Below are 14,133 nucleotides of genomic sequence, written 5' to 3'. Positions count from 1 at the left end.
CCCTCTGGCCCGGATGCCTGATGGAAAATGCGCGCCGCCACAATCGACGGCGCGCGGCAATACCAGGCCGATATCAGGCCGGGGTCATCAGGGCCGGCAGCAGCGCGCCGGAAAGGTGCTGGACTACCTTGACGCCCTTGGCGTGCACAACCGGCTGCGCGAACTGCATCAGCGGCAGCACATAGGCCTGCTCGGCGATGTACTTGTCGACCGCCTTCCAGCCGGCGATGCGCTTGGCTTCGTCCTTCTCGCCCCAGAGCGGGCCGATCTTGGCGTCGAGGTCGTCGGTCTTCCACGATGAGTGCGGCGATGGCCCGAACATGGCGAAGCCAGTCGACGTGGTCGGATCGCCGATGGCGTTGCCCCAATTGTAGAAGGCCGCCGGCGCCAGTTTGTGGGCGGCGCGCAGTTCGTAATGCTTGGCGATCTCGTAGACTTCGATGGTCGCCTCGATGCCCACCTTGCGCCACATGCCAACGATCGCCTGCACCATTTCATAGTCCTTGGGCTTGAAGCCCTTGGTGGTCTGGATGGTGATCTTGGCCGGCTTCTCGGGCGAGTAGCCGGAGGCGGCCAGCAACTTCTTGGCCTTTTCCGGATCGTGCTCGACCTTGATCGATGGATCGTAGGCCGCGTATTCCGGCGTCTCCAGCGTCGCGATAGGCTGCCCGTAGCCGCGCAGCAACCGCTTGACCAGAAGCTGCTTGTCCACCGCCATCACGGCCGCCTGGCGGACATTCTTGTCCAGCATGGCGTCCTTGTTGTTGAAAAAGATCATGCCGATGTCCGACACGTTCTTGCACGTGCCGGCGAGGCCGTTCTTGGCGATCAGCCGGTCATATTCCTCATAGGGGATTTCGAGCGTCACCTGGGAGGATCCCGACTCGATTTCCGCGACGCGGCTCGCCGCATCGGTGACGAACTTGATCGTCACATTCTCGAAGGCCGGCTTGCCGCCCCAGTAGTTCGGATTGGCCTTCAGCCGCAGAAAGGCGTTGCGCTCGAATTTGTCGACCATGTACGGCCCGGTGCCGATCGGCGCCTTTTCGAAGCCTTCGGGTCCGACCTTCTCGTAATAGGCCTTGGGCATGACGTAGCCGGTCAGGAACGACATCCATTTGAAATACACCGGGTCGAACTGCACGACATCGCCGGTGATCTTGTTGCCGTCGATCTTGAAGTTGTTGACGTTCTTCCAGACGAACTGGATCGGGTTGCCGGTCTTTTCGTCGCCGGCACGCTGCAGCGACCAGACCACGTCCTCGGCCGTGAACGGCGAACCGTCATGCCAGGTCACGCCCTCGCGCACCGTCATCATGATCTTCGTGCGGTCTTCGTTCCAGCCCCATTCGGTGAGCAGGCCCGGCGCGAAGGACAGGTCCGGCTTTTGCGGGATGAACTGGTCGAACACCGACTGGTAGAGGCCCTGGATCGTCGGGTTGACCGCCGAAGGCCCCGTGGTCGGGTCCCAGGACGGCAGATTGACATTGTAGGCGATGGTCAGTTCGCCGGCCGCGGCTTTCGCGATCTTCGGCAGGCCGATGGCGGTGGCCCCGAGTGCCGCCGCACTGTATCCGAGCAATTCGCGTCTGTTGATTGGCATGGTCGTTCCCCTTGTTGATTGTATTTTCTTTACGCGGTGTCGTCAGTTCATTGGGTTCAGGCTCCATGGGCAACCGCGTCTCGCCCTCCTTCACCTCTATGAAATCGTCGGCTCCTACCTCCCGCCAAGCTGTTGCGCGAGCATGAAGCCAGAGGCGGCACCGGTGCCGGCGCCCGGCCATGTCGCGGCTCCCGTGAGATGCAGATTGCCGACCGGCGTGTTCCAGCCGGCAAAACCGCGCGCCGGGCGAAACAGGAAATTCTGTGCCAGATGATGGCTGCCGCAAACCTGGTCGCCGCCGACGAGGTTCGGGTTCTCGCGCTCCAGGTCTACGGGAGAGAATACCGATCGACCCAGGATCTTCTGCCGAAGGCCGGGTGCATAGGTCTCGATGATGTCGAGCACTCTTTCGGCGTAGCGTTCCTTGATCTGATCCCAATGGCCCGGCGCGATCTTGCCTGCGGCATCGCCGATGATCTCCGCCGGCAGCATGCGCACCTGCACCCACAGCACATGCTTGCCCTGAGGCGCGCGCGACAGGTCGACCGCCGTCGGCTGGCCGACGACCAGCACCGGCTCGTCCGGCAGCATGCCGGCCATCGCCTGCTGGTAGGTGCGCGACATGGCGTCGAGTGAAGGAGACAGATGCACATAGGCGAATTGCCGAAGTTCGGCTGACGCGCGCCAGTCCGGCAGGTCGTCGAGCGCCAGATGGATCATCATCGTGCCCGGCGCATGGCGGAATTTCCGCATCGCCGTATCGAAGCCGGCGTCGCCGGAACCGTTGGGCAGAAGCTTTCCCGGCAGCGCCCCGGGCGCGACGCCCGCGATCACCGCCTTGGTTGCGGTATGTGTTTCGCCCGAAGCAAGCCGCACGCCGGTTGCCTTGCCGCCGGAAACCGTGATCTCCGCCACTTCCGCTCCGTTGACGATCCTGCCGCCGGCTGCCGTGACCATGCCAGACAGGGCGCGAATGATGGTGTCCGCCCCGCCCTTGCCCAGCACCATGCCGAAGCTCTGGTTGGCCATCGATTCCAGATAGGGGAACACGGCTCCCCCGGCGATATCGGGCGCGAAGTCGAGATGCATGCCCCAGGTGGCAAGCGTCGCCCGCACATGCGCGGACTCGAAAGTCTCCTCCAGCCATGCGCGCGGCGAGGACAGCAGCAGGCGACCGGTGTCGAGTGCGCCGGACATGCCCTTCCTGCGCCAAAGGTTCCAGGCGGTGCCGGCCAGCGCGCGTGCGCTCATCGGCGAACCCAAGAGCCGGAACAGATGCTCGGCCTCCGCCGGAAACGCGGCAACCAGCCGGCGCCATGTCGCGGCATCCGCGGCGGAGAAGGCGGCCATGCGGCTCGCGGTCTTTTCCAGATCATTGCTGACGCCGAACCAGCGTCCGTCGGGGAAGGCACTCGCGAAACAATCCGCGACAGGGGCGAACTCGAGGCCCTGCGCTTTCAATTCATTTGCATATTTCCGGTGGAAGGCCGAGCCGGCGAACAGGCTCAGATTCATCGCTCCAAAGTCGTGGCGGAAACCGGGAAGGGTGAACTCGCGGGTCTGCACGGCGCCGCCAATTGTTGCACTGCGCTCAAAAATCCCGGTTTTCCAGCCTTTGAGCGCCAGATGCGCGGCGCATGCCAGACTGTTGTGGCCGGCCCCGACAAAGATGGCGTCGAACTCGCTCACGCCCTGTTCCCATTTCCTTTATGCTTAAAGATAATTGCAGATGCATATGTTTTCGTCTAGTAGGATATTAAGGGCCGAAACGAGCCATCAGCATCAGCTAGAAAGAGGGAACAAAGACCATGGACACGCAAAAACTCCTCGGCGAGGTCGCCGGCCAGCTCCTTTCGGGCGCCATAAAGGTGGTCGACCTGACGGCATCGCTCGGTCCCGACACGCCGCTGATCAAGCTGCCGCCGGAACTCGCGGTCGACACGCCGAAGGTCGAGATCCACACCATCTCCGCCTATGACAAGAACGGCCCGTGGTGGGCGTGGAACTGGCTGAAGCTCGGCGAGCATTCCGGCACGCATTTCGACGCGCCCAAGCACTGGATCACCGGCAAGGATTATCCAGACGGCGCCACCGACACCATTCCGGCGCAGAATTTCGTCGGCCCGGTCAACGTTATCGACTGCTCGAAGGAAGCCGCCGCCGATCACGATTTCCTGCTCACCGTCGATCACATCAAGGCGTGGGAAGCCAAGCACGGCGCCATCAATGCCGGCGAGTGGGTTGTGATGCGTACCGACTGGTATAAGCGCAACGGGTCGGAAGCCGAATTTCTCAATGCCAACGAGACCGGCCCGCACACGCCCGGCCCGACGGCTGAAGCCATCCAGTACCTGATCAGCAAGGACATCAAGGGCTGGGGCTCGGAGACCATCGGTACCGACGCCGGCAAAGCGGGTGGCATGGAGCCGCCATTCCCGGCGCACAGCCTGATGCACAAGGCCAACCGCTATGGTCTCGCTAGCCTCTGCAATCTCGACCAGTTGCCGCCGAAGGGCGCTATCCTGATCGCGGCACCGCTCAAGATCGAACACGGCACCGGCAGCCCGATCCGCGCGCTGGCGCTTGTCTCGAAGGCATGATCGCACCAAGGCGAGGGCCGGTTTCGCAAGAGATCGCGCCCCTGCCGGATGACAAAGGCTGAACGAAGGCACATCAAGGTGAGCCAGCCCGATCACATCATCGTCGGCAGCGGCATCAACGCGCTGGTCTGCGCGGCAATGCTTGGCGGCAAGGGCGCGAAGGTGCTGGTCCTCGAGCGCAACGACCGCATCGGCGGTTGCATGCGCACCGAGGAGATCACCGCTCCCGGCTTCATCCATGACGTGATGGCGACGACCTTCGTGCTGTTCATCACCTCGCCGGCCTTCGCCGCGCTGGGCGCCGAACTCACCCGGCACGGGCTGGAATTCTGCCACACCAGCACGCCGACCGGCGTGCTGCGCCCGGACGGCAGCCATGCCGTACTGCGCACCGATCGCGCCGCCAACATCGCCGCGCTCAACGCGATCGCTGCAGGCGACGGCGATAGCCACGCATCGGATGTCGTCGGCATCGAGCGCAACGCCGGCCTGCTGTTCGGCCTCCTCGGCGGCAGCCTATGGTCCTATCCGACGGCCAAGCTGCTGGCTGGCGATGCCTGGCGGCGAAGCCCGCGCGGCCTTGCCGCCTTTCTCGGCGAAGCGCTGGTGCCGGCACGCGGCTGGCTGGAAAACAGCTACCAGTCCGAAACCATCCGCGCGCTGTGGGCGCCGTGGGTGCTGCATGCCGGGCTTGGACCGGAAGACGCTTTCTCGGGTCAGATCGCCAAAGTCATCGCCTTCGCGCTGGAGGCGGCCGGAGCGCCGATCGTCAAGGGCGGAGCAGTGAATTTGCTGTCCGCCTTCGAAGCGCTCATCACCGAGCGCGGCGGCGTCATCTCCACCGAAGCGGACGTTGCCTCCATCATCCTGACAGGGGACCGCGCAACCGGTGTGCGACTAACTTCGGGCGAAAAGATCACGGCTAAGAAGAGCGTGATCTGCTCGGTCACGCCGACGCAGCTTTATGGTCGGCTGCTCGGCAACGAGGCCCCGAAGGGCGATGCCGAAGCGATGCGGAAATATCGCTACGGCAAAGGCAATTTCCAGATGCACTACGCGCTCGACAAGCCGCCGGCATGGCGCGGCGAAGGCCTGGACAAGGTGGCGCTGCTGCATCTGACGCCTGGCCTGGATGGCGTCTCGAAGGCCTGCAACGAGGCGGCGCGCGGCATGCTGCCGGAAGTGCCGACCATTTGCGTCGGCCAGCCGCATGCGCTCGATCCGTCGCGCTGTCCGGAAGGCAAGGCCATCCTCTGGCTGCAACTGCCCGAGGCGCCCCGTCACATCAAGGGCGACGCCACCGGCAAGCTGCAGGCGCCGGCCGACGGCCAATGGACCGAAGCATTGCGCGAAGCCTATGCCGACCGCGCCGAGGCGATCCTTGCCAGCCATATCGACGGCTTCAAGGGCAGCGTCATCGCGCGGCGCGCCTATTCGCCGGCCGATCTCGAAGCGATGAACATCAACCTGGTCGGCGGCGACCCTTATGGCGGTTCGTCGACCATCGACCAGTCGTTCCTGTGGCGGCCGTTCAAGACCAGCCGCAACCACCAGACGGGCATCAAAAATCTCTACCATATCGGCGCCTCGACCCATCCGGGCGCGGGCCTGGGCGGCGGTTCCGGCTTTCTCCTGGCGGGGAGGCTGTGATGGAGCAGAAGGTTCCGGAAAAGCGCCAGCGCATTTCGACGCTCGGCCAGATCGGCCTGCAGCAATTCGCGCCCTATCTGATGAACCGCATCATGGGCCGCTACAACGCCACCTTGCGCGACGATTTCCGCAAGCAGGGCCTGACCATCCCGCAGGTGCGCACGCTCGCCGTGCTGTCGGTCGCCGACGGTGTCACCGTCAACGACCTGTCGGTCTATACGGTGATCGAGCAGTCAACCTTGAGCCGTACGCTCGACACGCTGGAGGGCCAGGGCCTCGTGCGGCGCGAGCAGGGCGTGACCGACAGCCGCATCCGCCATGTGTTCCTGACCGATGACGGCCGCGCCGAGTTCACGCGCGCCTGGCCAGCCATGCATGACGCGTTCGAGGCGATGTTCGACGATGTCGACGACGCCGAATACTCAGCGCTGATCGCGACGCTTTTGAAGATGCTGAAGAACATCCGCAAGCACGACATCTAGATGTACGCGCCGCCGGCATTCGGCGGCAACGGAAGGAGGCCACCATGGCCGAACGGTCTTTTGCCAAGGAAGTCGAGAAGCTTCGGCTCGGCGCCGGCGAGGAATTTGCAGGCGAGGGCATCCTCGCCATCACCAAGGCGCTGCTGCAATGCGGTGTCGGCTACGTCGGCGGCTATCAGGGCGCGCCGATCAGCCATCTGATGGACGTGCTGGCCGACGCGCAGGACATTCTGGGCGAACTCGGCGTGCATTTCGAGGCCAGCGCCTCGGAAGCCACCGCCACCGCCATGCTGGCGGCGTCAGTGCATTACCCGATCCGGGGCGCGGCCACCTTCAAGTCGACCGTCGGCACCAATGTCGCTTCCGACGCGCTCGCCAATCTCGCTTCCGGCGGCGTCACCGGCGGCGCGCTGATCATCGTGGGCGAGGATTATGGCGAAGGCTCCTCGATCATGCAGGAGCGCAGCCATGCCTTCGCCATGAAGAGCCAGGTCTGGCTGCTCGACCCGCGCCCCAACCTGCCGTCGATCGTCAAGGCGGTGGAGAATGGTTTCGAACTGTCGGAAATCTCCAACACGCCAGTCATGTTGCAGGTCCGCATTCGCTGCTGCCACGTGCACGGCCATTTCATCGCCAAGGACAACAAGCGGCCACCCATGACCGTGGCTGATGCGCTCGACGCGCCACGCCGCGACACCGGCCGCATCGTGCTGCCGCCTGCTTCCTTCCTGCATGAGAAGGAAAAGGTGCAGAAGCGCTGGCCGGCGGCCGTGGAGTTCATCCGCAAAAACAGGATCAATGAATTCTTCGGCTCGGACCATGGCTCGGTCGGCATCGTCATGCAGGGCGGCATGTACAATTCGGTCATCCGCGCCCTGCAGCGCCTTGGCCTCGCCGACGCCTATGGCGACACCGATGTGCCGCTCTATGTGCTCAACGCCGTCTATCCTTTGATCGACGACGAGTTCCTTTCCTTCTGCGAGGGCAAGCAGTCGGTCCTCGTGGTCGAGGAAGGCCAGCCCAACTACATCGAGCAGGCCTTCGCTTCGATGCTGCACAAGGCCGGGCGCGGCACCAGGCTGGTTGGCAAGGAGCACCTGCCGATGGCCGGCGAATATACCGGCCAGGTCATGCTCGACGGCATCGGGTCGTTCCTGCGCGCCGAGGCACCGCATCTGCTGCCGGGCGAGGTTCGCGCGCCCAACAAGGTCGGAGACGGCGTCGACACCGCCGATTTGATCAACGTCGTGCCGGGCCGTCCGCCGGGCTTCTGCATCGGCTGCCCGGAACGGCCGATCTTTGCCGCGACCAAGCTGGTCGAGCAGGAACTCGGCAAGCACCACATCGCCTCCGACATCGGCTGCCATCTGTTCTCGATCATGCCGCCCTTCGAACTCGGCGCCACCACCATGGGCTACGGTCTGGGGCCCGCCTCGGCGTCCGCGTTCAATTCGCCCGACGCCAAGCGTCGCTCGATCTCCTTCGTGGGAGACGGCGGCTTCTGGCACAACGGCCTGACCTCCTCGATCGGCAATGCCGTGTTCAACAAGAACGACGGCGTCATCGTCATCGTCGACAATTTCTATTCGGCCGCCACTGGCGGGCAGGATATTCTGTCGTCGCGCGCGGGCAACAAGACCAAGTCGACGAAGCATCCGATCACCGAGGCGGTGAAGGGCATGGGCGTCAAATGGCTGCGCCATGTCGACCGCACCTATGACGTGACCAAGATGCAGGACACGCTGCGCGAGGCGCTGACGACGGACGAGAAGGGGCCGAAGGTCATCGTTGCCTCGTCCGAATGCATGCTCAACCGGCAGCGCCGTGAAAAGCCGTTGGTCGACAAGGCGATCAACGGCGGCGAGCGCGTGGTCAAGCCGAAGTTCGGCGTTGACGAGGACATCTGCACCGGCGACCACGCCTGCATGCGGCTGTCCGGCTGCCCGTCGCTGTCGGTGAAATCGCTCGACGATCCCTTGCGTGACGATCCCGTGGCAAGCATCGACCAGAGCTGCGTCGGCTGCGGCAATTGCGGCGAGGTCGCCGATGCGGCGGTACTGTGCCCGTCCTTCTACCGCGCCGATGTGGTGCACAATCCGAGCCGCTGGGACCGCTTCCTGGAATCCACGCGCCGCGCCACGATCACCCTGTTGCAGCGTCGCCGCGAAAGCCGGCGCCTGACCTTCGCCGATGCTTGACGCCGTCCCCCCATTTCGCGCCCGGGCCGGGGCCCAGGACGACGAGCCCGTCATCAAGCTCGCCGTGCTGGCGGTCGGCGGCCAGGGCGGCGGCGTGCTGGCCGACTGGATCACCGATGTCGCCGAGCGCAATGGCTATGTCGCGCAATCGACCTCGGTCGCCGGCGTCGCCCAGCGCACCGGCGCCACCATCTACTATGTGGAGATGGCCCGTGACACTGGCCGGCTGCCGGTATTCGCGCTGTCGCCATCGCAAGGCGATGTCGACATCCTGATCGCGGCCGAATTGATGGAGGCGGGCCGCGCCATCATTCGTGGTTTCGTCACGCCCGAGCGCACCACGCTGATCGCCTCATCGCACCGCATCGCCGCCGTGTCGGAAAAGATCGAGCCGGGCGACGGCCGGGCTTCGTCGTCGAAGGTGCATGCCACCGCTGAAGCCGCGTCGAAACGCTTCATCGCCTTCGACATGGAGAAGATCGCCGCAGACAATAGCTCGATGATCTCGGCCAGCCTCTTGGGCGCGCTGGCAGGGTCGGACGCGCTGCCGTTCACCCGCGAAAGTTACGAGCAGGCGGTCAGCGCTGGCGGCCGGGGTGTGAAAGCCAGCCTTGCTGCCTTCGGCGCCGCCTATGATCGCGCGCGCGGTACGGCAGCGGCGTCGGTGCAAAAGGCGCCCGAGCCGGCAATTGTCGAATCCGCCCTGGGTGTGGGACGTGTAAGCGGCCCGCAAAACCTGGTGCAGGGCTGGCAGGCGCTGGCCGCCCGCATCGATCTGATGCCGGTGGCAGCGCGCGACTTGGCGCTTCGGGGCCTTAGGAAGGTCGTCGACTATCAGGACATCGCCTATGGGCGCGAGTATCTCGACCGGCTGGACAAGGCTGTGGCACTGGACAGTCCGGAGCACGCCTATGCTCTGTCCATCGCCGCCGCGAAGCACCTGGCCAACGCCCTATGCTATGACGACATGATCCGCGTTGCCGACCTGAAAACGCGCTCGACACGCGACAGGCGTGTGCGCAAGGAGGTCGGCGTCAAGGACGGCTCGATCCTGCAGGTGACCGAGTATTTCCATCCGCGCATCGAGGAGTTCTGCGGCACGCTGCCAGCCGGGCTCGGCATCTATATCGAGAGCCGGCCAAAGCTCGCCGCTTTCCTCGATCGCCGCATCAACCATGGCCGCCGTATCCGCACCGACAGCTTCGCCGGCTTTGCCGCTTTGTGGTTCATCGGCGGCTTGCGACGCTGGCGCCGCGGCCTGCTGCGCCACAAGGTCGAGACCGCGCATCTCGATCGCTGGTACGCGCTGGCGCTCGGTCATGTGCCGGCTAATTATGCGCTGGCCGTCGAAATCCTCAACTGCCGCCGGCTGATCAAGGGCTACAGCGACACGCATGTGCGCGCCCAGTCGAAATTCGACCGGGTTCTGTCGGCGCTCGATCTGCTCAAGGGCCGTCCCGACGCCGCAGACTGGATCCGCCGCCTGCGCGAGATGGCGCTGAAGGACGAGAAGGGCGACTTGCTCGACGGCGCGCTGAAGACCGTGGCGACGCTTGGGGACCCGATGCCGTAGCACGTCTAGAGTGGCCCGAAGTCAGGTTCAAGATCCAGAATTGCAGTTCCAAAAGCCTGCAACTTTTGCATGCATGGAAGATGGCGCCGGCAAGGCCGCGACCGCGGTGATGACCATGGTCTGTCTGAGCGAGAGCGTCGCGCCTAACGAACATTTGATCGCGTTGCTTACCCGGAATTCCGTGGGCAGGGTGTTATGTTGGCTGGGGGTGTGAACCGTGGAGGACCCAGTCTTGATCACCAGATACATTCTGCCGATTGCCGTCGCAGCGGGCACATTGGTGTTGTCGGCCGTGAGTTCGCAGGCCCTGCCGATGATAAAGCCGAGCGCTGCTCAACTGCCGATCGAAAACGTCGGCTGGCGATGCGGCCCTGGCTGGCATCTGAACCGGTGGGGACGTTGCGTGCCCAACCGACGCATCATCATGCGGCGTCACTGGCATCGTGGATACCGCCACCACCGCTGGCACCATCACCATTGGCGCCGCTACTAGAACTCTTTGTGACTGTGCGGATTGAAGCGGCGGCCGTACCGAAGCGGTGAGGGCAATTCCGCGAACGGTGGCGTCCCTGTGACGCCACCAGCCTTCGTCAGGCGATGAGGTTCGTCATCGGCTTCGCCGCCGCGGATTCCGGAAACACCTTGTCGCCAAGCACGGCGGCGGAAAGACCGAACTGGTCGGCGAGCAGGCCTTTCAGCACCGCCCTGACATCGCTGGTCGGCGCGAGATCGCGCTGTTCATAAAGCTGAGCCGGCTTCAGGCCGGGCCAGTCGGCGATGACGCGGCCGCCCTTGATCGCGCCGCCGGCCAGTAGCACTACCGTGCCGGTGCCATGATCGGTGCCGACCGTGCCGTTGATGCGGGCCGTGCGGCCGAACTCGGTGATGGCCACGATCGCCGTGTCCTTCCAGCGGTCGCCAAGGCCTTTTTCGAACTCCTCGAAGGCGCCATCGAGGCCACCGAGCAGGCTGGCGAGCCGCCCGGTCGCGCCGCCTTCGTTGACATGCGTGTCCCAGCCGTCGAAGGCGAGTGCCGCGACACGTGGCCCATCATCGGCCGCGATCAGCTTGGCCGCGCCCTGTGCGGCCTGCCGCATGCCGGCGGCACTGTCGAGGCCGCCCTTGGGCTTCATCGAATCCATCTTGTCGCCCAGCGCCATCTTGTCGGCGTCGAGTCCTCTTTTGAGGGCAACGGCCAGCACCGGGTCGCGATGGCTGTAGAGGTCGAGCACGCGCGCCGCCAGAGTGTCGGAGGGCGCCGGCAGATATTGCGGAGCCCAGCCAAGCACGGGTGCCGACCCGCGTATCACCAGCGGCGTCGATGGGCCAACGGCGAGGCCGCCCAGCGTCGCGACGCGGTCGCCGGACGGCAGGCTTTCGAGCGCCCGGTTGAGCCAGCCGGTGGCCACATGGCCGGGACCTGCAAAGCCGCTTTCCAGCACATCCTGTCCGTCGAAATGCGAGCGTTCGCGGTAGCCGGTCGCCGCCGCGTGCACAACGGCCGCCTGCTTGTCCTTGAACAAGCGCGCAAACACCGGCATCGCCGGATTGACCGCGAAGAACCCATCCAGCGGCAGTGCCGCATGCGGGCCGGTCAGCGAGAGAGCGATGTCGCCGTGCAGGCCGGCATAGTCGGGATCGCCGACCGGACCGACCGTGGAGAGGCCATCGAGCGCACCGCGCAGCACGATGACGATCAGGCGCGGATCGCGATTGCCGGCGGCGCGGGCAAAGCGCGGCATGTAGGCCCAGGCAAACAGCGCGCCACCCGTCATCAGCATGGCGCGTCGGGAGGGATTGGGGATTTCGCACAACAGGCTCATCGCATCATCTCCGCTGGGGTCATCATCCGTGGAATTCATCGTCTCTGGAATTCATCTTCTCTGGAATTCGGGCGCCATCAGCAGCATCGCCAGCCCCTGCTGCTTGGATTCGGCCTGCGCGATCGCCAGCCTCGTCTCGGGTGACGCCGAGGGACCGATGACGGCGTCGAGCGTATCGTTGGGATTGCCGATGGCCTTGACCTGTCGGGCCGCCTGCCAGGCGATGTCGAGTCGGATCTTCATCCCTTCCGCGGAGGCCCAGGCGTCCGTCTCGTCGGCGAAGCCGTTCGGTCCCGGTGGCTGCCAGAGCGGCTCGCCGAGCGCGTTGAGCCAGCCAAGCGACTGGTTGGGGTTGTTCGCCGGGTCGGGTCCCGCCGCTCGTCTGATGGCGACAATGAAGTCAAAGGGCGAGCGAATCTTCGCCAGCGGCGTGGACCAGGCTTCCGGCATGTCGATGAGCGTGGCCGCCATCGCCCGCAGATCGCCGTCGCTCTTGGTGAAGACCTTGACGAGGCGCTCGACCGCCGCCGGCGGTGGAGTGTCGGCAATGAAATAGCGGGCCAGTTTGGTCGCGATATGCAGAGCCGTCGCGGGATGGCGGGCGATGTCGTTCAGTGCTGCCTCGGCCTGTCCCTGGCCGCCGGCGGGATAGGTCTTGCCCAGCAGGACTTCATCGCCCGGCTCATGTGCGTTGGCGTTGAAGACGAAATTGCCGGGCTCGCCAAGATGCCCGTCGCGCCCGCCGATCATCCAGCCGGTGAGGATGCGCGCGAAGCTGGTGACATCGGCCTGGCTATAGCCGCCGCCGACGCCGAGCGTATGCAGTTCCAGGATTTCGCGGGCGAGGTTTTCGTTGAGGCCCCGCTTGCCATTGTTCCCCGCGCGGGACTTCGGTCCCACCGATTGCTGGTTGTCGAGATAGAACAGCATGGCGGGGTGGTGCTCCACCGCCAGGAGCATGTCGGCGAAGCGGCCGAGCACGAAGGGACGGATTGCCTCCCGCTCGAAGGCGCCGGCGCTGGCGCGCACGATATTGTCCTTCGCCACCGAGATGCAGAAATGGTTCGACCAGAAATAGACCAGACGTTCGACGAATCCGACATCGGCCTTGAGCGCCTTGTCGAAGCGCGCCTGGGCTTCCGCCTGGAACAATCGTGCCTCGATCGGGGGAGGGGCAGGCGGCGAGGCGGGCGGCTGGGCAACTGGTTTGGTGGCCCCGGCCAGGCCGCTGGTCGGTTTGGCGGGCATTTCAGCGGCCGCGGCCGGCTTGGCCGACGCGGCGGCAGGCATCGTAGGTGCTGCCGGGGGCGGCACCGCCGCGGCATTCGTCATGGTTGCTTGCCGCGTTACGGCCTGCATGTCGAGCTTGCGCTGGAAGCTTGCCGCCATGCTGGCCTGTATGGCGGCCGTGCTTCCCAGCAGGCCGGCATAGGCCGGATCGTCGTAGGGGATCATGGCAATGTCGGGCTGCCGGAGTTCCGCCTTCAGATAGGCGCGAGGGTCACCTTTGAGATCACCCCTGAGCTTGTCAACATCGCCGGGCCGGGCTCCGAGCCCGAAACGGTTGAAAACGACCAGAGCGGGATCCGGCCTGGAATTTGAAACTGGGGCAGCCAAATCCGGTCTCCATCATCCGAGGCCGCAAGCCTGGGGCATGAGGCCCAATGCTCCGACTTCGGTCGGACGGGCAGGATATCCAGGCGCCGGCGCTCGGCCGACGCCTGTGATCCGGGTGATCCTACCAGTGGTGCCAGCGATGCCAGCGGTGGACGGGATGCCAGTAGTAGGACGGGCCGTAATAGTACCCGGGATAGACGATCACTCTGCGGTAAGGCACGCAGCGCCCCCAGGGATTGGGGTGCCAGCCAGGCCCGCAGCCATAGGCCACGTGCTCCACCAACCCAGCGGTTGGGCCAACCTGCACCATCGGCATCGCGGACGAGGCCGCGACGGTCGTAAACGTTCCGCCCAGGACGAGGGCGGCGGCTGTGGCGTATTTTTTCAGGCGCGTCATGGGGATACTCCGAAAATGGTTGCCGAGTTGAAATCACAACCTGTCCGGACCATTTGGCCGGGCATGTCTGTCCCTTCTGCGCATTAAACGGCGGCGTGCGGTCTTTCCGTCGGAGGATGCTACGATTTTTCGCCGAAGGCCGTTCACGATCGCGTGCCTGGGCGGGAGGATGCCCGCCGAACTCGCTTTG

11 protein-coding genes are annotated in these 14,133 nt (G+C 64.9%); 6 read left to right on the top strand and 5 right to left on the bottom strand.

Annotation, left to right across the window (positions count from 1 at the left end):
• Positions 1-73: 73 nt before the first annotated feature.
• Positions 74-1,603, bottom strand: coding sequence for an ABC transporter substrate-binding protein (locus ACO07C_RS13585; RefSeq protein WP_421914672.1), 1,530 nt, complete (start codon positions 1,601-1,603; stop codon positions 74-76).
• A gap of 114 nt (positions 1,604-1,717) precedes the next feature.
• Positions 1,718-3,292, bottom strand: a complete 1,575-nt coding sequence (locus ACO07C_RS13580) for a phytoene desaturase family protein (RefSeq protein ID WP_421914671.1) — start codon at positions 3,290-3,292, stop codon at positions 1,718-1,720.
• A gap of 119 nt (positions 3,293-3,411) precedes the next feature.
• Here ACO07C_RS13580 and ACO07C_RS13575 point away from each other — a divergent pair, with 119 nt between their 5' ends.
• The 6 genes from ACO07C_RS13575 (at position 3,412) to ACO07C_RS13550 (ending at position 10,599) form a co-directional block, all read left to right on the top strand.
• Complete coding sequence (locus ACO07C_RS13575) at positions 3,412-4,203, top strand: cyclase family protein (protein WP_421914670.1); 792 nt, start codon at positions 3,412-3,414, stop codon at positions 4,201-4,203.
• Between the two features lie 78 nt (positions 4,204-4,281).
• Positions 4,282-5,853: a phytoene desaturase family protein gene (locus ACO07C_RS13570; RefSeq protein WP_421914669.1), complete on the top strand. Its 1,572-nt coding sequence runs from the start codon at positions 4,282-4,284 to the stop codon at positions 5,851-5,853.
• Positions 5,853-6,335, top strand: a complete 483-nt coding sequence (locus ACO07C_RS13565) for a MarR family winged helix-turn-helix transcriptional regulator (protein WP_421914668.1) — start codon at positions 5,853-5,855, stop codon at positions 6,333-6,335. Before ACO07C_RS13570 ends, ACO07C_RS13565 begins: the two co-directional genes overlap by 1 nt.
• A gap of 44 nt (positions 6,336-6,379) precedes the next feature.
• The gene (locus tag ACO07C_RS13560) at positions 6,380-8,533 is read left to right on the top strand and encodes a thiamine pyrophosphate-dependent enzyme (protein ID WP_421914667.1); all 2,154 of its coding nucleotides are present in this window, start codon (positions 6,380-6,382) and stop codon (positions 8,531-8,533) included.
• Positions 8,526-10,106 (top strand): indolepyruvate oxidoreductase subunit beta family protein, encoded by a 1,581-nt coding sequence (locus ACO07C_RS13555; protein ID WP_421914666.1) that lies wholly within the window; start codon positions 8,526-8,528, stop codon positions 10,104-10,106. The genes ACO07C_RS13560 and ACO07C_RS13555 overlap by 8 nt, the downstream gene beginning before the upstream one ends.
• Positions 10,107-10,338: 232 nt before the next feature.
• Positions 10,339-10,599, top strand: a complete 261-nt coding sequence (locus ACO07C_RS13550) for a GCG_CRPN prefix-to-repeats domain-containing protein (protein ID WP_421914665.1) — start codon at positions 10,339-10,341, stop codon at positions 10,597-10,599.
• Between the two features lie 97 nt (positions 10,600-10,696).
• Here ACO07C_RS13550 and ACO07C_RS13545 read toward each other — a convergent pair whose 3' ends face one another.
• From ACO07C_RS13545 to ACO07C_RS13535, 3 genes are all read right to left on the bottom strand, one after another.
• Positions 10,697-11,929 carry a DUF1501 domain-containing protein gene (locus ACO07C_RS13545; RefSeq protein ID WP_421914664.1) on the bottom strand — a complete coding sequence of 411 codons (1,233 nt, stop codon included), beginning with the start codon at positions 11,927-11,929 and terminating at the stop codon, positions 10,697-10,699.
• A 51-nt stretch (positions 11,930-11,980) separates the two neighbouring features.
• Complete coding sequence (locus tag ACO07C_RS13540; protein WP_421914663.1) at positions 11,981-13,546, bottom strand: DUF1800 domain-containing protein; 1,566 nt, start codon at positions 13,544-13,546, stop codon at positions 11,981-11,983.
• A gap of 121 nt (positions 13,547-13,667) precedes the next feature.
• On the bottom strand, positions 13,668-13,943 hold the full coding sequence (locus tag ACO07C_RS13535) for a GCG_CRPN prefix-to-repeats domain-containing protein (protein ID WP_421914662.1): 276 nt from the start codon (positions 13,941-13,943) through the stop codon (positions 13,668-13,670).
• Between the last annotated feature and the right edge of the window lie 190 nt (positions 13,944-14,133).

This window comes from Mesorhizobium sp. (assembly GCF_965229135.1).
GTDB lineage: Bacteria > Pseudomonadota > Alphaproteobacteria > Rhizobiales > Rhizobiaceae > Mesorhizobium.
The sequence above is the reverse complement of the archived record's forward strand: the minus strand, read 5'-3'. Positions and strand labels throughout refer to the sequence as shown.